This is a genomic window from Actinomyces gerencseriae DSM 6844, assembly GCF_000429265.1.
GTDB lineage: Bacteria > Actinomycetota > Actinomycetes > Actinomycetales > Actinomycetaceae > Actinomyces > Actinomyces gerencseriae.
The window spans coordinates 19,935-40,850 of the sequence record NZ_KE386872.1; the positions used below are offsets into that span (position 1 = coordinate 19,935).

Genomic DNA, 20,916 nt, shown 5'->3' on the forward strand with positions numbered 1-20,916 from the left:
CGTGCTCGACTGCCGGGCACGCCCCACCGAACCGATCTCGAGCCGGAACTCGACCGATCTCGACGCGGAATCGAACCGATCTCGACGGGAGGGGGGCGGCGGAAGCGCCCGAGGCCGCCCGGGCCCGCCGCGCCGGCGCCTCACACGGCCCGACGCGCCCGGCCCCTCGGCATGAAGCACGACATGATGTCAGCCCCGCGGCATGATGAAGGAGCTGCCGAGCGCGAAGGGGTAGCCCGGTTTGAGCACGGCGTCCACGACCGGCTGAGCCATCTCGATAAGACCCGCGGTCTCGAAGCCCTGCTCCTCGTCGGGCCCGGAGTCGGCGAGCAGCCGCGAGTAGGGCACGTCGAGGTCCAGCAGAGCCATGCCGTCGGCGTGGCCGGCGTGGTCCCACGCGCCACCCTCCATCTCGAGCAGGGTGCCCAGGTGGAAGTGCATGACCTGCTCGGAATCGACATCACTGGGAATGCTCAGCACGTGATGGGGCTCGGGGTCGCGCGGGGCGCGCAGGGTGAACAGGAGGATGGCGCCGTCGCGGGCGGCGCGCAGCATGAGCCGCGCCAGGTGAACGGTGAAGCCGGTGATGTCGAAGTCGGCGGGGCTGGGGCCCATGGCCTCCTCGACGGTCAGCGCGGGCGACAGGGGGATGGCGGCGCCGCGCCGGGGATCGTTGAAGGCGCGCCTGCCCGTGGGGGCCTCGGCGCGCAGACGCAGGATCGGTCCGGACTCGGCGCCGGCGGCGATGTCTGCGGGATCGGCGCCGGGCGTCAGCAGGGTGCCGGTCTCCACGATCTCGACCCAGCCCTCGGGAGCGTCCGACGGGCCGGGCTCGGTCTCGACCACGCCCAGGCCGAGCACCGTGGTGAAGTCGGTCCCGTCGGTGGCGCGATGCCAGGTGATCTCGGCGTTGTCGTGCCAGATGGGGACGACGCCGTTGAAGGGCACCCCGAAGCGGACGTGCTCGGGGGCCGCGTGCCGCCCCCGGGCGGGGGCGGCGGCGTGCCTGCCCCCCCCGAGCATGTCGGGCGCGCCGGGCGCGTCTGGTATCCGCGCTCCTTCGGGAGGTCCCAGGGGTCGATGACCCAGGAGAGGCGGTGCCGGCGTCGTGCTTCCCCACGGAGTGCTCGCTCATGGCAGCAGCCTACGGGGCGCTCCTGCCGACCGGCGCGGGCACGAGGGGCACGACCACGACCGCGCCAACGGCACCACCGACGACGTCGCCGCCCCGCGCTCAGCCGCCCCGGCGAGCCCGCGCCGGAGCCCGGCCGCCCTGGTCCGTCCCGCTCCGCTTTGCCCCCGACTGCGCCCACCCCTGACGCTCGGCCTTGCGCGATCGCTCCCAGCGCTGGACCGGGCGCGCGGTGAGCGCCAGAAGAGCCAGGACGCCCAGTCCCGAGGTCACGACGAGGGACATCGTCGCCTCCCGAACCCCGACGGCCGAGACCTGGACCATGTCCGTCAGAACGGCGAGCGTCAGCACCCCGAGAAGGGCGGTCCTCCCGCGCGGGTGCCCGCGCCAGGCCGCCGCGCCCAGGGCCGCCACGGCTGCGATCATGACGGCCGACAGCATGCTGAGCACTCCGTAGACGATTCCTGCGGCCCGAGCCACGCCGTCCCGGGCGAGCTCGGCCGCCGCCGTCTCCACGGCGGGGTTCCGGAAGAGCTGAGCCGATTGAACCCCCAGCAGCAGCATGATGAGGACGAGGGCGACGAGCAGCTGGGAGGGGCGCTGACGGTTCGCCTCGGCATCGGCCGCCCGGGCGCGGGCCAGCTCCACGGAGTACTGCGAGTCGGGGACGACGTCGTGCAGGTCCAGCACGTAGAGGTCGCCGTCGGTCTCCACCCGGTCCCCACCGCCGTTCTTGTCGTGGTAGGCGGTGAAGAAGTCCGGCCACACCCTCAGTCTCGCACGCGCGTTGGCCCAGCGGACGTCGTCGACCACGAAGTTGCGCTCGATGTCGATGTCCGCGTCGATCCTGTGGGTGACCTGGAGGGTGAGAGCGCTCAGCCCCACGGAGCGGTCGTAGGTCGCCCCGGCCAACCAGTCCACGCTGCGGCCGCCGGGCAGGACCCAGCCGCCCGGCGTGTGCCAGAAGCGCACATGGTGACGCTGGGAGGGATTGCCCTCCACCTCCTTCTGGTAGGAGAAGTCCTGGCCACGGCCGAAGAGCATCAGGGTGGAGACCGGAGCGGCCGGGTAGGAGCGGCGCAGCAGGGAGGAGACGACGATGCGCAGGGCGGAGCGGGGCGTGATCGCATCCGCGCGGACCCAGCCCGCCGCCCGCATGGCCTCGTGGATGTCGTCCTCGTCCCCGCGGACCGCCAGGTTGACCGGATCGCCCAAAAGACCGTCCGGGGTACGGGTGCGGCCGATGAAGTAGTCGGGCACGTACAGCCAGGTGAGCACCTGGTGAAGACGGGGGATCGCCAGGTAGGCGAGCACCGCCCAGAACAGGACCGAGTTGAGCACCAGCCAGGGCTCCAGGTGCCACCCCGAGCCGATGAGCAGCCAGGCCAGCCACAGGGTGGACGCGGCGGCGACGGCGAAGAAGACGGCGTCGATCACGTCGTCCAGTCCCCAGGAGCGCGCTTCGACCTCCGTCATCTTGGACGGGCCGTCCCGGTAGACGGGCGGCGCCGTCGGACGGGGGCGAGTCACCTCGGGTGTCGTCATGGGATCACGCTATCGAACGACCCTCCAACGGCACTCGACGTCGACGGCGAGGCCGAGGCCTCCGACCCGCTTAATTCTGGGGATCGTCGCCTGAGACGACGGTGTCGCCGTCAGCACGCAGTCGGAACTCGCCTTGGCGCACCATTCCCAGCAGGGGCGGCCGCACACCCAGACGCATGGCAGTCGCATGAACTGACTCTCTGAGGTAGGGAACGAGCGTCATGAAAGCCACCTTCTCGGCGAACTCGAGCTGAGCCTCCTCCGAGATTTGACCACCTGGCTCACTGAACCGGTACTCCGCTTCGAAGTCGGCGGTGATCTCGGCCTCGTCGGTCTTGACCCGCTGCCGGACCCGGAAGACGAAGTCCACCCCTTCCTCGCCGCCGATCATCGACTCCATCGAGTTCTTGATCTCAGTGGTTTCAGGGGAGGGGACGCGCCTGCCTGCAACCTCGTAGGGCGTCACACGATTCAGTTCGAGGACTGGGAGCAGGCCTCGAGCAGTCTCGTAACGCCGATCAGCACTCATGCAGCCACAGAAAAGTCGTCGACAAGCGGAACTGTGCGCCCGGCTTGGATCGGAAGCGGATCGCCAGCGCTCGCCTCTACCGCCATGGGCCAACCTCCGCCAAGCGCCTGAATGGGCGTCCAGCTCTCCGACTCGAAGGTCGTATGTCCCCAGGTTGTGACGCGATGCTCCACGCTCGCTCCGACAGCAAGCGCGTAGCGACGCAGGGTGGAGAGCCGAGGATCGTTATCTTGACTCTCGAAGGCGGCAACCGTCGGCTGCTTGACGCCCATCATCTCGGCAACGTCGCGCTGCGAGAGGCCGGCCTCCTTGCGAGTCTGGATGAGGGCCCATCGCATCTCGTCATCGGCTTGAGCGAGTCGCGCCGAGTGCTCAACCAGCTCATCGAAGCCCCGCTCCTGGAGGGACACCTGGATCGAAGTCATAGATTGTAACCTATCACAGGTCGAGGCAGTGAGGGCAAGCCCTGGTATGGCCCCAGTGGCACTGCTCTCCCACGGTGAAACGCGCTGACCCTCCTCCATCACCGCGTTCTGCAGCTCGCGTTGCCTGGCAACCGGCGCATCCGTCTCCTTGCGGTGGATGCGCACGACGACGACGTCGGGGTCGCCGGGCTCACCGTGATAGGCCCGCACCGCCGCATTCTTCTCCTTGGCGAACTTCCAGCGAAGCTCGAAGAGATCGGGCTGGGAGACGACCGGCGACAGGGCGGGAGGATTCCCCTCTGGCAGCTGCCCTCGCGCCATCGCTCGCATACGCCCGAGGATCGCACCTACAACGTCCGCCTCTCGCTGCATTCTGGCCAGGCCCGACAGCCCCAGTGGCGCCACGACCTGCTGCGCGACGGAAGCAATCTCCGCCTGAACATCAACAGACTCAGCATCGATGAAGCAGAAATGGATGCGAGCAGGAGCGCCCTTTCGAGGACTGGCACACACAGACCTCCGCTCATCAGAACGAGCCATCGAGCTACCGTCAGAACGTGTCGGCCAGTTGATCCACTCTCTTCATGCGCTCAGAAGTCCCAGTCCTCGTCCTGGGTGGCCTCGGCCGTGCCCATGACGTAGGAGGAGCCCGAGCCGGAGAAGAAGTCGTGGTTCTCGTCGGCGTTGGGGGACAGGGAGGCCAGGATCGCCGGGTTGACGTCGACGGCGTCGGCCGGGAACAGCGCCTCGTAGCCCAGGTTCATGAGGGCCTTGTTGGCGTTGTAGCGCAGGAACTTCTTGACGTCCTCGGTCAGGCCGAGCTCGTCGTAGAGGTCCTCGGTGTACTGCTCCTCGTTGTCGTAGAGCTCCATGAGGAGATCGAAGGTGTAGTCCTTGAGCTCGGCCTGGCGCTCGGCCGAGGACTCGCGCACGGCCAGCTGGTACTTGTAGCCGATGTAGTAGCCGTGGACGGCCTCGTCGCGGATGATGAGGCGGATGAGGTCGGCGGTGTTGGTCAGCTTGGCGTGGCTGGACCAGTACATGGGGGCGTAGAAGCCGGAGTAGAAGAGGAAGGACTCCAGCATGGTGGAGGCGACCTTGCGCTTCTCGGGGTCGTCGCCGCGGTAGTAGTCCAGGATGATGCGGGCCTTGCGCTGAAGGTTCTCGTTCTCCTCGCTCCAGCGGAAGGCCTCGTCGATCTCCGCCGTCGAGATGAGGGTGGAGAAGATCGAGGAGTAGGAGCGGGCGTGGACCGACTCCATGAAGGCGATGTTGGTGTAGACCGCCTCCTCGTGGGGGGTGCGGGCGTCGGGGATGAGGGAGACGGCGCCCACCGTGCCCTGGATGGTGTCCAGGAGGGTCAGGCCGGTGAAGACCCGGGTGGTCATGTTCTTCTCGGCCGCGTTCAGGGTGGCCCAGGACTGCACGTCGTTGGACAGCGGCACCTTCTCGGGCAGCCAGAAGTTGCCGGTCAGGCGGTCCCAGACCTCCAGGTCCTTGTCGTCGATGAGACGGTTCCAGTTGATGGCCTGGACGCGGTCGATGAGCTTGATCGGCTCGGGCATGGGACCTCCTCGGGTTGGCTGCGCCTCATGCTACCGACGACGACGCCGGAGCGGGCGCCGTGGCGTTGCGCGTCATCGCGCCTCGGGACAGGTTCGCCACCGCCTGCGTTGATAGCGTGCTGCCGCAGCTGCCGCACGGGCACCCGCTCGGAGGAACACAGCCCCGCAGGCGGAAGGACGCCATGACCGCACAGCCGCCCGCCGCGTCCACCGGTTGCCGTAGGCGCCAGGACCGTCGTCACCAGTGCCCGCCGGGGTCGTGCAGCCCCTCGGAGGCGACTGAGCGCTCGTGGACCAGTCGGCCGCAGGAACACAGCCAAGAACGACAAGGCAAGAACGACAAGGGGAGAACCATGCAGGACATCACCGGGAAGACCGCGATCATCACGGGTGCGAGCTCCGGCATCGGCCGGGCATCCGCCCTCGCCCTGGCCGGGGAGGGGACGAACCTCGTCCTGACCGCCAGGTCCGAGGACAAGCTGGCGGACATCGCCCGGCAGTGCCGTGAGCTGGGCGTCCAGGCCGTCCACCACGCCGGTGACGCCCGTGAGGAGTCCACCGCGGCGGAGACCGTCGGGCTGGCCGTGGACACCTTCGGCGGCATCGACATCCTCCTGTCCAACGCGGGGATCGGCATCGCCGGGCCGTTCCTGGACTCCACCATGGAGACCTACGACGTGCAGATGGACACCAACGTGCGCTCGTCCTACGCATTCTGCCTGCACGCCGTGCCCGAGATGATCAAGAAGGAGGAATCCCAGCTCATCATCGTGTCCTCCGTCACGGGCATCAACGGTCATGTCATGGAGGTGGCCTACTCCGCCACCAAGTTCGCCAACCGGGGCATGGCGCAGGCGCTCAACCGCGAGTTCCGCGAGCAGGGCCTCAAGGTGTGCACCCTGTGCCCCTCAGCCACCAACACCGAGTTCCAAGTGGGGGCCGGGCGCACGCGGGAGGGCAACGACGCCCGTCTCATGCTGCTGCCGCAGGACCTGGCCGACGCCGTCGTGTTCATCTGCAAGCAGAGCAAGGGGACCAGCCGCGTGATGGAGATGACCCTGGCCTCCATGTCCGGGGACTGAGCCCCCTCGCCGAGATCGGTCGAGTTCCGCACCGAGATCGGTCCGACGGCGCCGCGCCCGGTTGCCGGGGCCGCGAGGCGGGCATGTCCGCGCGAGTCCGACGACGGCGTCGGACTCGCGTGCTGACGGCGGCCCCGAGCACAGCCCCTGTGCGTCACACGGTCAATGCTCTGCGGGCACCATCCCCGCCTCACACGGATCATTCAGTCCGTCCGCGCGCATCGTCCCACACCCTCACTCCGCCCACTTACGCCCTGGCTGCGCATAAATGGACGGCGCTCGTGAGGGCCTCGCCGCCCCATCCCCGCAAAGCGCAGGAGTACTATCACGACCATGGATGCGCCTCACCTAGTCACGCTTCATCTGAGGAGCTTCAAGAGTTTCAAGCGCCAAGAGCTTCCACTCTCACCGCTGACGATGCTCATCGGACGTAATGCGAGCGGGAAGTCGAATACACTCGACGCCCTGTCCTTGCTCGCCCTTCTCTCATCGGATCGCACTTTGACGGACCTGGATCGCGACGATCCGGAGGTCGCGGGCCTCCGCGGCGGTCTTAGCGGTTGCGCTCCCTTCAACCACGGCTCGATCGACATCGGGGCGACCATCGATCTCGGCGATGAGACACGCGCGACCCTCGACATCGAACTCGACCCGCAACGATTCGAGGTTCTTCGCGAGCGCCTACGGTTGAGCGGGGGCCGCAATCTCACGCTCATCGAAGCGACGCAGCACGACGTCGGAAGCGGACTCATTACCGCCAAGGTGTACAGTGGCGGCTCCCCCAAGATCTTCTCCATGCCGGCCAACCGGATGGTGACTTTTCAGGCGACCACGCGAGTTCCCGAGGACGCGAAGTCCCGCAAGCTCGTCGTTGACGTCGCACGGCGAGTCATCGAGGTCTTGTCGGGAATCTTCGTCCTCGACCCCGTACCCTCGGGCATGCGTTCTTACGTGCGCCTCGGAACACCACCGGACCGCACCGGATCGTCGCTGTCAGCCCAGTTGCACAGCCTTCGCTCCACCCCCCGGCTCTGGGAGCGTCTGGTCGAACTGGTTCGAAGCCTCGTTGGCGCGAATGCAACCGATCTCACTTTCGCCGAAGGTCGTTTTCCGAACGCCTCATCACCAGTTGACGTCATGGTCGCGCTCAAGGAACACGGCCCAGACGGCGACTTCCTCATCCCGGCAAGCACGATGAGCGATGGAACACTGCGCTACCTCGCCATCCTGGCCACCTTACTCATAGCCCGGGAGGCCGACACCCCATCCCGTCGGAGCAGAACCATCGTGGTTGAGGAAATCGAGAACGGGCTCTTCCCCGACCAGGCCTCTCGTATTCTCTCCCTGCTGCGAGAGGAGGCGACGAATCAACGCGTCGCCCTCATCACGACAACGCACAGTCCAGCACTACTCGACGCCGTCGAGCCCGAGGACCACGAGGGCATTATCACTGTTCGTAGGGATGAGAATGCTCGGAGCCGCCTCATCCCTCTTATCGAGCACGAGAACTACCTCCGACTCGTCCAGGCGGGACGGCTTGGGCAGGAAGTCGCCCGCGGGACCCTCACCGCCAGCCCCACCCCCACACCGACGCTGCGCTCGATCAGAGACCTCATCGCATGAGCCGTTCATCGCCCGTTCCCCGCAAGCGCCTGGAACTGCTCGACACGAGTGTCCTCCTGGAAATCCTCGATGTGCCGTACGAAAACGACCGATCCGCAACGGTCGCCGAGGAGTTCGATGCCAAGGTCGAGGCAGGCGTCAGCCTGCAGATCCCTATGGCGACTGTCCTTGAGACGGGAGCACACATCAGGAGGATCAAAGAAGGCGACGCGAGAAGGACCTGCGCGAGAACCTTCACCAGGTTTCTTGACAAGACGCTGAGCGGCACCGAGCCGTGGAGTTTCAGCCCCTTCTCCTGGGATGCCGATGTGGTTCGTGCGCTCCTGGAGGGCCGGGGTCACGACTACGACCTCGAGCGTTCCATCGGGGACGGCGTGTTCGAGATCGGTGACCTCACAATCATCGAGGAGTGGCGTCTTACATCGAGGAACCTGTCCCACAAGGTCTATGACGTCGACGTCTGGACCCTCGACGCCACGCTGCGGGGCGTCGTCGACGGCCTTCGCACACGCTGATGCTGACCAACGGCGGAACCTCCCTCTAGGACGCGGCCCCCACTTACGCCCTGGCTGCGCATAAGCACCTGAGCGACCACAGGCGCCGGCGCCCTGCACCGGGACCGCTGACGCGTCCGTGCAGCACCCTCCTCCGGCAGGCCGGCGAGACTGAGCCGGATCGCCTCAGGCCCATAGTGCAAGGGAGCCGGAGGTACCGACGCCGAGCCGCAACGACGGCACCCTCTTATGCCAGCCCATGGAGACGATTCAGGAAATTCCTTCCCATTTGGACGCGCTCCCACGTAGCATGGATTCATGTTGCTCGACTTCACCGTGGCGAACTACCGCTGCTACGCCGAGGAGACGCCCCTCGATCTCACCCGGGGCTCGCTCAAGACCCTGACGCCGCGCGCCGGCTCGTCGTGGAGGGAGCAGACATGGCGTGTGGCGGCGGTCTTCGGCGCCAACGCCTCCGGCAAGTCGACCCTCCTGAATGCGCTCGGCTGCCTCCACCACGCCGTCGGCGGCCAGCGGAATATCCTGCACCGGCCCTTCAGCCTCGATCACGACCACGCGGCGCAGCCCTCCCGCTTCTCCATCGGTTTCACCCACGAGAATGAGCGCTACAGCTACAGCATCGAGGCGCACCACTGGGGCATCTCGCGTGAGGAGCTCTGGGCCGCGGGCCAGCGCTGGCGCAAGGTCTTCATACGCACGCAGGCCCCCGAGGATGACGAGCCCACGATCGAGGCCGGCACCACCCTCAAGGGAGCCACGAACGAGGTCCGTCGGATCACGACGCCGCAGGACCTCTTCCTCGCCGTGGCCCTTAAGTACAAGCACACCGCCCTCGCTCCGATCGCGCGCAGCCTGCGAGCCATGCGCTTCATCCACCACAGCGATGAGGAGCGCGGCTCGCGCCTGCAGTGGGTGATGAGCCGGCTCGCGGACGCCCCCGAGCAGTGGACGGGCATCGTGAACGCCATTGCTCGGGCCGCTGATCTCGGCATCGTCGGTCTTGAGCTCGAGGAGCGCGAGGTCCCTCCGAAGGTGCTTGATTTCCTGCGACGGTTTCCGTGGAGCGAGGACGAGGATGCCGAGGTTCCCGCCGAGGTGCTCAAGGAGCTCCAGCGTCACCTCGTCCTCCGCCACCGCGGGGCTGACGGCGAGGAGTACCGGTTGGCTATCGGCCAGGAGAGTCAGGGCACTCTCACCTGGCTGGCAACGGTCGGTCCCGCCATCGACGCCCTGCGACTGGGGCAGATCCTGTGCATCGACGAGCTCGACGCGAGCCTCCACCCGACGCTGACCGCCACGCTGGTGGACATGTTCAAGGATCCGGACCTCAACGTCCGAGGCGCCCAGATCGTCTTCACAACCCATGACACCGCACTCCTGGACAACTCTCCCGTCCAGCTCCTGGAGGCGGGCGAGGTGCGGATGAGCGAGAAGTCGCTCTCCGGTGCCAGCGAGCTCTTCTCACTCGCCGACTTCCCCTCCAACCGCAAGGGCACGAACAAGCAGCGCCGCTACCTCGCCGGAGCCTTCGGCGCCATCCCCCGGGTGGATGCCTCCAGCCTCCGCCAGTACCTCTCGACGCCTACAGGGAGGTGTGGATCGTCGTCGACCACGACGGCCAGGACCGTCGCCCCTTCCTCGCCGCATGCCGAAAGCTGAGCAGCGAGCAGACGGTTGTCCACGGCGTCGTCTCCGTGCCCTGCTTCGAGGCCTGGCTCAACGCCCACTACGCGCCCGTGCAGAACTACCAGAGCCAGGCGGACGCGCAGGAGCACTACCTGAAACTGACAGGGCTCAGCAAGAAGAACGCCAAGACGCTCCCGGGTAGCTTCCCCTGGGATGCGGCCGCGCAGGCCGTGGACAGGTGCCACCTGCCGACGGACGAGCAGCCCGAGATCGACGCTCAGGGCACCTGCCCGTCGACGACGATGCCCCACCTGCTCCGCAGTCTCGGACTTCTCAACGATGCCTGACTCCCACCCGAACCCGCACCGCAGTCACTGACGGGCAGTCAGGCGCACCGGCCCCAGCCCGAGCCGAGCACCGTCCGCCCCTTGGCGGTATCCCACACGAGGTCCTTCACCGCCCACCAACCTCGTGCGCACTGGTTCCACCTGCACCCGCCAGACGATCACCGAGCGCATCAGGATAAGCCGTAGCACTGTCGGGGCCCGGTTCGCCCTCCGATCCTGGAACCGGCTGCAGCTGGGCGCGGACTGACCGCAAGGCCGCACGACGCCCACTGTCGCATCGCACGCGGCCCGCCTGCCGACCCGCCACAACGCCGACCCGTCACGACGAGGAGGGGGCCTCCTACTGCGCCGCCGCGAGAATGACTGCGCCCTTCTCCGGGGGCCGGCCCTCCCCCACAACGCTTCCGTCCTTCATATCGAAGCGAACCTCATCCGAACCGGACTCGTCCCAGGCTGTCGAGAGCTCAACACCCTGAAGGACTCGATTCCCGAGGACAACAGCCAGCACCCTCGCAGCGGCATCGGAGTCGAGGCCATCCTCGTAGCTGCCGAAGGCGGCCACACGCAGTTGGACCTGACCATGCACAAAGTCCATGTCATCCAATTCGATCGACGCCCCCTCCCTGTTTCTGTCGGCTGGAGACATCGCCTCGAAGACCCGCTCGAGCGGAACGGAACTAAGATCAGCGTGCCCAGTATACCGGGTACTCACGCTCAGCCCGCCAATGCGAATATGCTGTTCGAAGTCCCGGTGACTGAGCGACAACGCATCGGAGGAAGGGGGAACCATCCAGTTATCCGGAAAACTATCAACGGCGCGATACCGCACCAGGGCTCCACCAGAGTCGACCTCGATGCCGTCAACCGCGGGCGTGCAGAGCCCGGCGACCGTCTCGACCGCCTTCGTCGCATCCGTCGCCTTACTGCTCCACCTGACACCGGTGGACCCTTGCACCCAGGCGACCTCCATATCCACCGTCTGAGATTCAGCGATTTCCGCAACCTTGTCGAATGATTCGCCCACCACGGTGATCAGAGCATCCTGGGGCGGATCGTCGCTCAGCCTCACGCGAACCGTCCAGCGATAGCCCTGGTCGCCGAGGAGCTCGACGTAGACATCGACCGAGTCAACACCCTTCAGGCCGAGAAGATACTCCCTCACCCTTCGCTCCTTATTGGAATTCAAAAGCCCACAACCGGACATCGCACTAACAGCAACAGCACCGATCATCAGCGACAGCGCGCGCCGCCGAGCGACACAGCCCGCAGAGGTCGCGGCACAGACGTTCAAAGGATCACCTCAGCAAAAACAGATGTAGCCCAAGAGCACGACATGGTAGGCCAGGACGTCGGCGATCAGCCAGGTTTTCTCACCGGGGGCGGGGATGCGGGCGTCCTGTCGCACCCGCACCGCCCTCAGCGTCCCCGCCTCCACCGTTGCGGACCATTAGCGAGCCACGATGCCACCGTAGGCATTTCAGCCCGGCTCGCGGAACGGGGAGGACTGCCCGTGTCTCACCAGTTCCGACGCTATCGGTGCTCAGGCGCCGTCTCGTTCCGGCAGCACCCTCAAGGGATCGGCAAAGTCGATGGGTAAAGGCATCTGAGCCGGTTGGTCAGAGATGGTGTGTCGCTGGGACAGGGGGGCGCGGGCCCCGTGGGGACGATGAATGGTGCTTAGTCATCCCTTCACCCTGAAGCCCGCGCTGGAGTCAGCTTCCACCACAACCGCCCCGTCACGCCAGCCCCTGGCGAGGGTCCTCAAGAACGTAACTGACCCTTGTCATCGGCGGAGCGTGCGCCACGACCTGTCGCGCCCCGGGTTTGATGGTGGTGGTGATGCACCGTCAGGAACGACCGATCTCGGGGTCGTCGGCCAGGCCATGCTCAGATGAGCGTCGACTGCCTCCTCGCATCGCCGGCGGAGAAGCACGGGAAACTCACTCAACAACCTGATGCAGTCCTGGACGCAACTGGTGCCGAACCGGTCCAGGTGGAACGTCCGCCAACCAGCAGCGCGCGCAGCCGGCACATCGAGTGCGAGGTCGTCGCCGACGTAGGTGAGCCCCGAGCCCACGGAACCCAGCGCCTCGGCTGCCCTGTCGAATGTCTCCCGATGAGGCTTGGCGGTTCCCCAAGGAGTCGGCGGTGAGCACACACGAGAAGTACTCGCAGACACCGATCCGTTCAAGCTTCATGTTCTGCTGCTGGTCATCGCCGTTTCTGAACACCACCATTTCAAAGCCGCGATCACACAATTCCTCCAAGCACGTCGGGATAGACCTGCCAGGCGCGCTCGTACTCGGCCAGGTACGACCCGAAGAACTGGTTCGGCTGCGCTTCACCGCTGACGGGCTTCCCCAGAACCTCGAACAGGTTCGCCATACGGAGGCGCCACTGCTCGGCGAAGCTCACCTTCCCCTCCCGCCATGCCGTGAAGCGCTCTTGCTCTGCCCGAAGCCAGGCGTCGCCCAGCGACGGCGTGGGCTCGGCCCCGATCAGGTGAAGGAAGCTGTCCAGGCCTTCGCCTGCCGCGGCCCCGTGGTCCATGAGCGTTCCGTCGATGTCAAAGACGATGACCGCACCGGTCATAGGGCGATCCGCTGTTGAGTCGTAACGGATCTCGCTGCACGCGCAGCACTAGCCTTAATCTTTAGGCAAAGCGGCCCCTGACCGCGACCTGGCACGGGGCTGCGCAGACCGGCTTGAGGAATCTCACGATCGCGTCGTGGTGCTGCCCACCAGCAGAGCGCAAGGCTGCAGTAAATCAGGTGCACGACGCACTGCTGGACGACCGTCCGCCCCCACGCAGTGCTTGATCCGTCTCCGACAGGCCCTTTCGGTCACCCTTCTTCCGTGGTCCGGCTGATCGTGTCCCTGGCAGACCCCGGGCACCGCAGACCCCCTCGAAGTGCGCAACGATCCTCTCCCACGGTCAGACCGCGCACAGTCAATCGGAGAGCACGATCTAGTCGATGCCCTTGGCCAGCACTCCCGCTCGAGCACGACCACCGGCTCGAGCGCGCCATCCCGATCCCGCGCGGCCCTCGATCCCAACCAGCCCAATCCCGCTCCTCGCACCCCATTACGCATGTCCGCATCCGCCGGGACGCCGCCGCGCTCAAGGCCAAGGCGCCTGATCATCTCCACCTCCAAGGCAATCCCGAGTACATCCTCGATGAGCTGACTGAGCAGGTCTGCCGGACCCCGGCACACCAGGTTCATGCCCTGCTCCCCTGGCCCGAGCGAACAACCGCCCGGGCCGACTACTTCTGATCGATGATCCCCCCGGTCACAGAACCGATCAACGCCTCAGCCACCACCTCAGTCGCATCAGACACAGCCATCTCTCTCGGATCAGACCGCACCCACACCCCTAGACCCCCGGAATCCCCGAGTACCACGTATCTCTTCTCTCGATGCCGGTGGGTGGAACTATCGACCCGGTGGTGCGCGCACCTAACAAGAGTTAAGAGGTCAGGATAGGTGTCGTACCCCCGCCGTACGGTGGCTCGCAGCCCCGAACGGTAGGGTTGTCGGGTGCGGAAGGAGCAATTATGAACATCGATCCAACCATGCGGGTACGCGATGAAGGCGCATTGCGAGTTATTGTGAGAATGGCCAAATTCTGGAGGGCATGGGTAGCTGCCGCGCTAGCTGTTATTTTCCTTTTAGGAATGTTAGAACACCATATTTTCCATACTTCCAGAACACTGCTCTACGTCAGTGTTTTATTTCTGATTTGCATGTTCGTTTCGGCAGCAACCCTGTTGGTGGCTGGTTATTTGATCCCACCACCAGAGCCGCCCACTAAGCAGCATTCCCTGGTTAATCGCTTACACCAGTACTTTCGTACGGTCTTAAGTGCCCTCATGCTCGGTGTTGCCGCTTTCTGGGGTGCCGTCGTGTCAATCGATGTCGACGATGCAATGAAGGCCCATGGCATCGAAGGGGCCATGGAAGTAGGTAAGACATCGATGCTGTATCCGACAGTAACGGTAGCCGTAATTGGGTTATGGGTAATTTCAATGGGGGTGTTTGCGGATATACGCCGCACCGACCCCGAAATAGTCGTCTCCAAGTTCGAGGAAATAATAGAGAAATGTTTCGGCGCTGAGCGATGGCATTTCTGCAAACAACACGGGGGTCGTAAGGCTGTGCGAGCATTCTTAAATCTCAGCACACGAGGCATATGGGCGTTTTTTGTCGTGTACTGTTTTCCACTCCTCGCATTGTTGGCGATAACACTTGCATGGGGGTGGATTGAGAACTATTTCACGTCGACTATTCGATGATTCCGGCCGCTTGTAGAGAAATGCTGGCGTTCCACTATCCGGCTCTTCGCATTTGCGAGTGTGGTGGGCGAGTTTTATTGATCTGTTTGGGGGTTCTTCGTGTTTGAGGGTGTGGTGGGTGAGGTTTATCGTCGGGTTTAGGTGGTTGCTGTCAGGTGGTCTTTGAGGCGTCCGGTGTGGATGAGGCTGCGGATGGTGTAGCTGGTGAGGTTTGTGAATCCCAAGGCGATGCCGCCCAGGTGCTCGAGGCGTCCGCCCGCCGCTTCGGTGGGGCCGTTGGAGGTACGGGGGCGGTCGATAGTGGGCCAGGACGTCCTGGCTGCGGCTAATCAGGGTCTTAGCCAGGGTCGTGATCTCCTCCAGCCCGTCGGGGATGGCCTGCTTCAAGGAGTCGATGAGCCGTTGCATCAGCTACTTTCCAGGCCCGGGTCGCGTCGGCCCTGTAGGCCTGGATCAGGCGCTGGTAGACGGCCCCAGGCGGCATGGGCCGGAGCGTGACGCTCGTCGGCGAACAGCGCCTCGAGACGCCTGGCCTGGACGTCGGTGAGCAGGCTGGCACCGGTGCGTAGGGTGCGCCTGGCCCGGTAGAGCGGGTCCCCCGCCCGGCCTCGGCGTCCCGTGGTCTGCCTCTGGATGCGGCGGCGGCACTCGTCGAGCTTGCTGGCAGCCAGGGAGACGACATGGAAGGGGTTCATGACCGCCCGGACCTGTGGGAGCTCCTGGCCGGCGGCGCTCTTGAATCCGCTGAAACCGTCCATGGCCACCACCTCAACCTGCTCACGCCAGGCCTGGTCACATTGGGCGAGCCAGGTCTTGAGGACCTTCTTGGACCGGCCCGGGGCCACGTCCAGCAGCCGGGCTGGACCACTCCGGTCGCGTACGGGGATCAGGTCGATGACCACGGTGACGTAACGGTCGCCCCGCTTGGTGCGGCGCCAGACGTGCTCGTCGACGCCGAGGACCTCTACGCCGTCGAAGCGGTGGGGGTCGTCGAGCAGCGCGGACTGTGCATGGGTCAGGATCGCGCTGTTGGCGGTGCGTCAGGAGATCCCCGGGGCCTGCGCGACACGGGAGATCGACATGGACTCAAGACCAAGGGCCCGCAGCCCCCACTCGACTGCCGAGTGGGTCAGACGCGCCCGCGGCTCGGCGAGGGCCCAGGTGTCCTGCCTCCACACTCGGCGGCAGTGGGTGCAGGCGAAGCGCCGCACGCGCACCAGCAGCTGCGTGGGCCCCCACCCCACCGGCACGTGGGCCAGGCGCCAGACCACCGTCCCACACGCCACCCCCCGAGTCCCGCAGTACCGGCAGAACGAGTCCTCAAACCCAACAGGCATACGACACTCCACAATGGCCCTTGTAGGGGTTGAGGAGCTGGCCCACCGTGGTCAGCCCCGGGACGTCCAGGCCCAGGAAGGTCATCAGATCAGGACCGGCGAAGGTAGCCTCAGGCACGTCGATCTATCAGACCGGTTTCTCTTACGCGATCCTCAGGCCCCCAACGGCAAAGGTCCACTAATTGAGAAAACACATTCTTAAATTTACCCAAGCCCCGCTCGAACTTGGTCTTAGGGTCCTTTTCCCAACGACCAAAGAGTGAGACCATCTGATCGACAGCCCTGGCGTTGGACATCACTAGATACAGTGAGTGTTCGACTGACTTTTTTGAACGCTCTTTCCCACGATCCTGGATGTAGAAGTCACCATCGGGGTCGGTCGTGTCTCCCACCATCTCTGCAAGGAACTCGAGACCCTCAATTTTATTCACTGTCTTGTAAAATTCTTCGACGCTGCCTGCCAGGTCCAGCACAATCACCAGTGACGGATCTGCCTCAACCGGCGTTCCCTCTCCCAACTCAGCACGCTTTGCCTCGAAGGCATCGGTAAGCTCTTTAAATCGAGGGCTGAGCCGTTCACCCTGCCTTCTACCGCCCGGACCGACCACTTTCGGAGGATGTGCTCCCGGCTTTATCCGCTCTCCAACGGAAGGCGAGTCAAACGCAAGAAGCGGCCGAGCGTCGTCGCTCATGAGTGGGCCGTGCCCGTCCAGTGCTCAAGACGCTCTTTGACGATCCGACGCATATTGGCGTCCGGTAGCTCAAGAATGGTGCGGCGTCGGACATCCATGGCGAACTCCTCCAACTCCGCGAAACTGGATCCCGCAAGGCGATCCGCCAGCGTCCTCGGGGCGTCACCAAGATCGCCACCGAAGCGTTGTGCAAGTCGTTCCAGGAAGCGGGTAGCCTGCGCCCTCGTTGGAGAATTCAACTCGGTACGGATCTGGAAGCGCCGCCATGCCGCTCGATCCAGCAACTCGTCATGATTCGTTGCACCAACCAGGATGACATGTGGAGGGAGCCGATCTATCTGGAGCAGAAGTGTGGAGACAACGCGCTTGATCTCCCCGGTCTCATGTTCGTCAGCGCGCTCTTTAGCGACAGTGTCGAACTCATCGAAGAAGAGGACGCATCGGCGGGTTCGCACGAACTCAAAGGCATGATCCAAACGTGACGCCGTTTCCCCGAGGAAACTCGACACCACGCCTTCGTAACGGATCACGTAAAGAGGAAGCATGAGTTCTGCCGCGATCGACTCGGCAACACTGGTTTTGCCATTACCAGGAGGTCCGGCGAGCAGGAGACGGTGGCGGGGTTCTATCCCGTAACTTCGTAGGAGGTCGGCGCGCTGTTGCTCCTCGATGAGCTCAGAGACAACACGCTGCGCCACCGGATCCAGCTCAAGCTCATCCAACCGGCGCTGAGGAATCACTTCCTGGACCAGATCGCGAACAGATGCTGCTTGATCGTCTCTGGGCAGCCCTTGCCCACTTGTCATGATGATCTCGGAAAGGCGGTCAGCAAGAAGATGATGCTGGTTGGCGCGCTCTTCGGCGATCATCCCTTCAACGACGACTCGGAAGCGGTCGCGATCGCCACGACGCTCAGCTTCAACCAAGTCGAGAAGCAGGTCTCCGCGCACCACTAGTGTGCTCCCAACGATCAGGTCCCAGGAAGCGGCTCACGCCGCCTCCGACTCAATGGTAACGGCAGATACCGACTTCTATTTCCATCTGGACGTTGACACTCCGCACGCTGCTCCCGCCTCAGACCACCAGGCCTCCATCCTCAGCCGGCGCTCCTCGGCTGCCCCAGGCCACCCACCACGCGCCACACAATGAAATCGGCGACGCCCCCGAGCGCACCCCGTCGTAGGACTGGGCGGGCTCGGGGGCGTATCCCCTGTGAGAGGTGAGGACTACCGCCCGTCTCAGGCGCGGCGGCGGCTCACCAGCAGGGCGCCTCCCATCACGACGAGGACGGCGAAAGCCAGCGGCAGGCCGACCTTGACACCGGTGCTGGCCAGCGGGCCCCCGGAGGGAACACTGGGCACTCCGGACGCCGAGCCGGGCACCGGCGGGTCGCTGGGCCCGACCTGCGGAGGCTGGCTCGGCGAGGACGGGTCACCGGGAGTAGCGGGATCGCTCGGATTCGGCGACGCGGACGTACTCGGCGTCGGGTCCTGCGAGGGGGACTCGCTCGGGTCCAGGGTCTCACTGGGCGACGGAGACTCGCTCGCCGACGGAGACGGCGAGGCCGACTCGCTGGGCGACGCGGACGGCGTCGGCGACGGCGACTCACTGGGCTCCGGTGTCGCGGTCTCGCTGGGAGTCGGCGAGGCGCTCGGCGTCGGCTCGGGGGACTCGCTCGGTGTGGGAGTCGGCGAGGGCTCAGGCTTCGGCTCAGGAGTGTAGGTATTCGTGAAGGTCACGAGCACCGCCTGCTCCTTCTCTCTCATGGTCACCGTCTGGGCGGCGGGCACCTCCAGGGTGTATCCCTGGACCACGGCGGACTGAGCGTCCTCCTCGATGGTGCACGTGGTGCCCACGGGCAGCTCGGGTCCGGAGACCACCAATCCGTCGGCCTTGACCTTCACAGTGCCCCTCACGTTGTTGTCGCAGGTGTAGGAGAAGGTGAACTCATTGTCCACCGACTCGAGACCGGTAATGGCCTTGGTCACCGAGAAGGTACCCATGTCGCGGGCGTAGGTGTTGGTCATCGTCACCGCGGCTGTCTGGTCCTTGATGATCTCCACGGTCTGCGCGGCCGGGGCGGTCAGCGTGTATCCGTTCTGACCGGCCTTGGCGCTGTCCTCGGTGACGGTGCAGGTCGAACCCGCCTTGATCTTCTTGGACTTCTCCGAGGTCGCGGCTCCCGTCACCGTCAGCGACCCCTCGGTGCCGTCGGTGCAGGTGTAGGCGAACTCGAAGGTGGACTTGCTGAAGTCGCCGTCGCCGGCCAGGACCTTGGTGACCGTGAAGTCACCCTCCTCCGCAGGGGCGGGGTCGGCGGAGTTGCGAAGTGTCACGGCCGTGGACTTCTGGTCCTCGATGGTCAGGCTGTTGGTGATCTGGCCCGCCACCGTGAAGGTGTGGCGCCCCCAGGCGACGCCAGCGGGAGTGCTCGAGGCCGACGTCGTGTCCTCATTGAGGGACAGAACCGTCCCCGCCGGGAAGGTGCCGTTGTACACGGCCTTCTCCCCCGCGGTGACTGTCATGGACGTGTCACCGCCGGTGCGGTCCGCGCGGACGGTCCCCGGAGCGTTCCACCCCGGGTAGGTGTCCACGGTAGCGCCGCCGGGCAGGGCATAGGTGATCTGGACCTCGAAGGTGGTGCCGGCCGGCACCTTACCGGTCTCGGATCCGGTGAGGAGCTTGGTGATGTCCAGCCCGCCGAATCCCGGTTCCATGGTGACGTTGATGGTGAAGGACCTGGAGTAGTAGACCGAGTAGGAGTGCTCCAGATCGGTCCCCACCGCGGAGGCCTTGTTCGTGTACTCCACACCGGCCTGGACGACACCGTCGGCCGTGGTGGGGGTCGAAGCGTAGTAGATGTGGTAGTTGGTCTGCGGCGCGAAGGGACCGGTCACCTTGAGGGTGGCGGTGTTGCCCTGGACCTCGACGTCGAGGTCGAAGTCTCCCTGGCTGGTGTCCTGGTCGGTGCCGCTGGCGTCCGTGACCTGGCCGTAAAGCTTGTCCCGGCCCTGGGCAGTGCCGATGTTCAGCTTCCACTCGCTCTTGGTCGGGACATAGGCCTGTCCGGGACCGAGCTGGTCGGTGAAGGTGATGGTCGATCGGGTCTTCCCGTCGACCGTCAGAGAGCCGCCGTTCCTCTCAAGGGCCGCCTTGACCTGGTCAGGTCCGAAAGTCAGCTCCCAGTCCACCGTCTTAGAGGTGCTGGTGACGTCGAAGGCCCACTTTCTCAGCGACTGCGGCGTGTAGTCGGGGCCGACGTTCTCAGAGATCTTGCCGCCGGGCACAGGCACCTCGGTCTGCCTACCGTTGGCATTGATCGTCACGTTGGCCGCATCAGTGGTCGCAGCAGCCACCACCAGTGCCGAACCGTCGCCCCGCAGACCGGTGAAGCCCTGAGCAACGATGGTGTCAAGGTCGGCGTTGAAGGTGCAGGTAATGGTGCGGTCGTCCATCACGCACTCACCGATCGTGTGTTCCTCCCCTTGGTGGATGACCTTCATCGGCTCGGACAGGCGCTCCCGGTTGCGGAACTGCTCGGGAAGCCCGATCTGGAAGGAGTCCCCACTCTTGGCATTGGCGTTGCGAGCGTCCCAGGAGAACTTCAGCTTGAGGATGTCATCGACCTTGACCGAGGTGTTGTCCGGCTCCTCGGCACCGTTGGCGTTGGAGACCACCAGGGACAGGCCGGAGACGGTGATCGACGGGTTGTTGGCGGCTCGGGCCTGCATGGACAGGACAGTCAGGAGCGTGGCGACGAGCGCAGCAAGTGCGACGAGCGCACCCACCGCACGCGCAGGAGTGCCAAGCGCTCTGGGAATGGGGATGGTGGACACAGTCGACCCTTCGAGAAAAATACGAGGTTAATCTGAGAGTTCCCTGAATCTAGAGATCACCTTGACAGACAATCCATGATGCGCGTCTCATACTCGGTCACGAAACTGCGGCCATTAGGTCTCCACCCCGTTAAGGCGCATCAGGACGCTCGGAACCCCGAGTCGTCACCGAGAGCTTCACCCCGGCACCTACCTCGGTTCGACGGCTCGACGACAAACGCGACCGCCCATAACCAGCCTGAGCGGGGCCGACTGCGAGCCGGCGGCCTCCCACGCCCATTTCCCTGCGTCGCCGTGCCCGCTCCCCGGCGCCCGGCCATCAAGGCATCACAATAGATACGGATGCCGCATGTGAGCCTGCGCCACT

Annotated in this window: 17 protein-coding genes and 2 pseudogenes; 6 read left to right on the top strand and 13 right to left on the bottom strand. The window is 65.1% G+C overall.

Going from position 1 to position 20,916, the window contains the following annotated elements:
- Positions 1 to 189: 189 nt before the first annotated feature.
- The 5 genes from G448_RS16430 to nrdF all read right to left on the bottom strand — a co-directional run bounded on the left by G448_RS16430 (position 190) and on the right by nrdF (position 5,196).
- Positions 190 to 1,023 carry a hypothetical protein gene (locus G448_RS16430; protein ID WP_245572317.1) on the bottom strand — a complete coding sequence of 278 codons (834 nt, stop codon included), beginning with the start codon at positions 1,021 to 1,023 and terminating at the stop codon, positions 190 to 192.
- Between the two features lie 211 nt (positions 1,024 to 1,234).
- Positions 1,235 to 2,677 carry an LssY C-terminal domain-containing protein gene (locus G448_RS0111790; protein ID WP_026408149.1) on the bottom strand — a complete coding sequence of 481 codons (1,443 nt, stop codon included), beginning with the start codon at positions 2,675 to 2,677 and terminating at the stop codon, positions 1,235 to 1,237.
- A gap of 70 nt (positions 2,678 to 2,747) precedes the next feature.
- The gene (locus G448_RS0111795) at positions 2,748 to 3,206 is read right to left on the bottom strand and encodes a hypothetical protein (RefSeq protein WP_169720852.1); all 459 of its coding nucleotides are present in this window, start codon (positions 3,204 to 3,206) and stop codon (positions 2,748 to 2,750) included.
- On the bottom strand, positions 3,203 to 4,171 hold the full coding sequence (locus G448_RS18580) for a helix-turn-helix domain-containing protein (RefSeq protein WP_211228014.1): 969 nt from the start codon (positions 4,169 to 4,171) through the stop codon (positions 3,203 to 3,205). Before G448_RS18580 ends, G448_RS0111795 begins: the two co-directional genes overlap by 4 nt.
- Before the next feature lie 50 nt (positions 4,172 to 4,221).
- Positions 4,222 to 5,196: a class 1b ribonucleoside-diphosphate reductase subunit beta gene (nrdF, locus tag G448_RS0111805; RefSeq protein ID WP_026408151.1), complete on the bottom strand. Its 975-nt coding sequence runs from the start codon at positions 5,194 to 5,196 to the stop codon at positions 4,222 to 4,224.
- 353 nt (positions 5,197 to 5,549) lie between these two features.
- On the opposite strand from nrdF, the gene G448_RS0111810 reads away from it, so the two are divergent.
- The 5 genes and pseudogenes from G448_RS0111810 to G448_RS16450 form a co-directional block, all read left to right on the top strand.
- Positions 5,550 to 6,278: an SDR family NAD(P)-dependent oxidoreductase gene (locus G448_RS0111810; RefSeq protein WP_026408152.1), complete on the top strand. Its 729-nt coding sequence runs from the start codon at positions 5,550 to 5,552 to the stop codon at positions 6,276 to 6,278.
- A 333-nt stretch (positions 6,279 to 6,611) separates the two neighbouring features.
- Complete coding sequence (locus tag G448_RS17155) at positions 6,612 to 7,901, top strand: AAA family ATPase (RefSeq protein WP_051269012.1); 1,290 nt, start codon at positions 6,612 to 6,614, stop codon at positions 7,899 to 7,901.
- Positions 7,898 to 8,416 carry a hypothetical protein gene (locus G448_RS0111820; RefSeq protein WP_026408153.1) on the top strand — a complete coding sequence of 173 codons (519 nt, stop codon included), beginning with the start codon at positions 7,898 to 7,900 and terminating at the stop codon, positions 8,414 to 8,416. The genes G448_RS17155 and G448_RS0111820 overlap by 4 nt, the downstream gene beginning before the upstream one ends.
- A gap of 297 nt (positions 8,417 to 8,713) precedes the next feature.
- Positions 8,714 to 10,075, top strand: a complete 1,362-nt coding sequence (locus tag G448_RS16445) for an AAA family ATPase (protein WP_084436718.1) — start codon at positions 8,714 to 8,716, stop codon at positions 10,073 to 10,075.
- Positions 9,991 to 10,389, top strand: a pseudogene (locus G448_RS16450) (RloB domain-containing protein); the annotation flags it as partial. The gene G448_RS16445 and the pseudogene G448_RS16450, both read left to right, overlap by 85 nt.
- A gap of 340 nt (positions 10,390 to 10,729) precedes the next feature.
- On the opposite strand, the gene G448_RS0111835 reads toward G448_RS16450, so the two are convergent.
- The 4 genes from G448_RS0111835 to G448_RS16455 form a co-directional block, all read right to left on the bottom strand.
- Positions 10,730 to 11,551, bottom strand: coding sequence for a hypothetical protein (locus G448_RS0111835; RefSeq protein ID WP_026408154.1), 822 nt, complete (start codon positions 11,549 to 11,551; stop codon positions 10,730 to 10,732).
- Positions 11,552 to 11,689: 138 nt separating this feature from the next.
- The gene (locus G448_RS19045; RefSeq protein ID WP_281170956.1) at positions 11,690 to 11,824 is read right to left on the bottom strand and encodes a hypothetical protein; all 135 of its coding nucleotides are present in this window, start codon (positions 11,822 to 11,824) and stop codon (positions 11,690 to 11,692) included.
- A gap of 348 nt (positions 11,825 to 12,172) precedes the next feature.
- Complete coding sequence (locus tag G448_RS19280) at positions 12,173 to 12,568, bottom strand: HAD family hydrolase (protein ID WP_425393664.1); 396 nt, start codon at positions 12,566 to 12,568, stop codon at positions 12,173 to 12,175.
- A gap of 71 nt (positions 12,569 to 12,639) precedes the next feature.
- Complete coding sequence (locus G448_RS16455) at positions 12,640 to 12,981, bottom strand: HAD family hydrolase (protein ID WP_051269014.1); 342 nt, start codon at positions 12,979 to 12,981, stop codon at positions 12,640 to 12,642.
- A 965-nt stretch (positions 12,982 to 13,946) separates the two neighbouring features.
- On the opposite strand from G448_RS16455, the gene G448_RS18260 reads away from it, so the two are divergent.
- Positions 13,947 to 14,684: a hypothetical protein gene (locus tag G448_RS18260; RefSeq protein ID WP_156911034.1), complete on the top strand. Its 738-nt coding sequence runs from the start codon at positions 13,947 to 13,949 to the stop codon at positions 14,682 to 14,684.
- 137 nt (positions 14,685 to 14,821) lie between these two features.
- Here the strand turns inward: G448_RS18260 and G448_RS17160 are convergent.
- The 4 genes and pseudogenes from G448_RS17160 to G448_RS0111865 all read right to left on the bottom strand — a co-directional run bounded on the left by G448_RS17160 (position 14,822) and on the right by G448_RS0111865 (position 20,549).
- Positions 14,822 to 16,139, bottom strand: a pseudogene (locus G448_RS17160) (ISL3 family transposase).
- Positions 16,132 to 16,713: a hypothetical protein gene (locus tag G448_RS18265; protein WP_156911035.1), complete on the bottom strand. Its 582-nt coding sequence runs from the start codon at positions 16,711 to 16,713 to the stop codon at positions 16,132 to 16,134. The pseudogene G448_RS17160 and the gene G448_RS18265 overlap by 8 nt, the downstream one beginning before the upstream one ends.
- The gene (locus G448_RS17760) at positions 16,710 to 17,663 is read right to left on the bottom strand and encodes an AAA family ATPase (RefSeq protein ID WP_211228015.1); all 954 of its coding nucleotides are present in this window, start codon (positions 17,661 to 17,663) and stop codon (positions 16,710 to 16,712) included. Before G448_RS17760 ends, G448_RS18265 begins: the two co-directional genes overlap by 4 nt.
- A 288-nt stretch (positions 17,664 to 17,951) precedes the next feature.
- A complete protein-coding gene (locus G448_RS0111865; RefSeq protein ID WP_026408156.1) occupies positions 17,952 to 20,549 on the bottom strand; it encodes a DUF7926 domain-containing protein in 2,598 nt (865 codons plus the stop codon).
- Between the last annotated feature and the right edge of the window lie 367 nt (positions 20,550 to 20,916).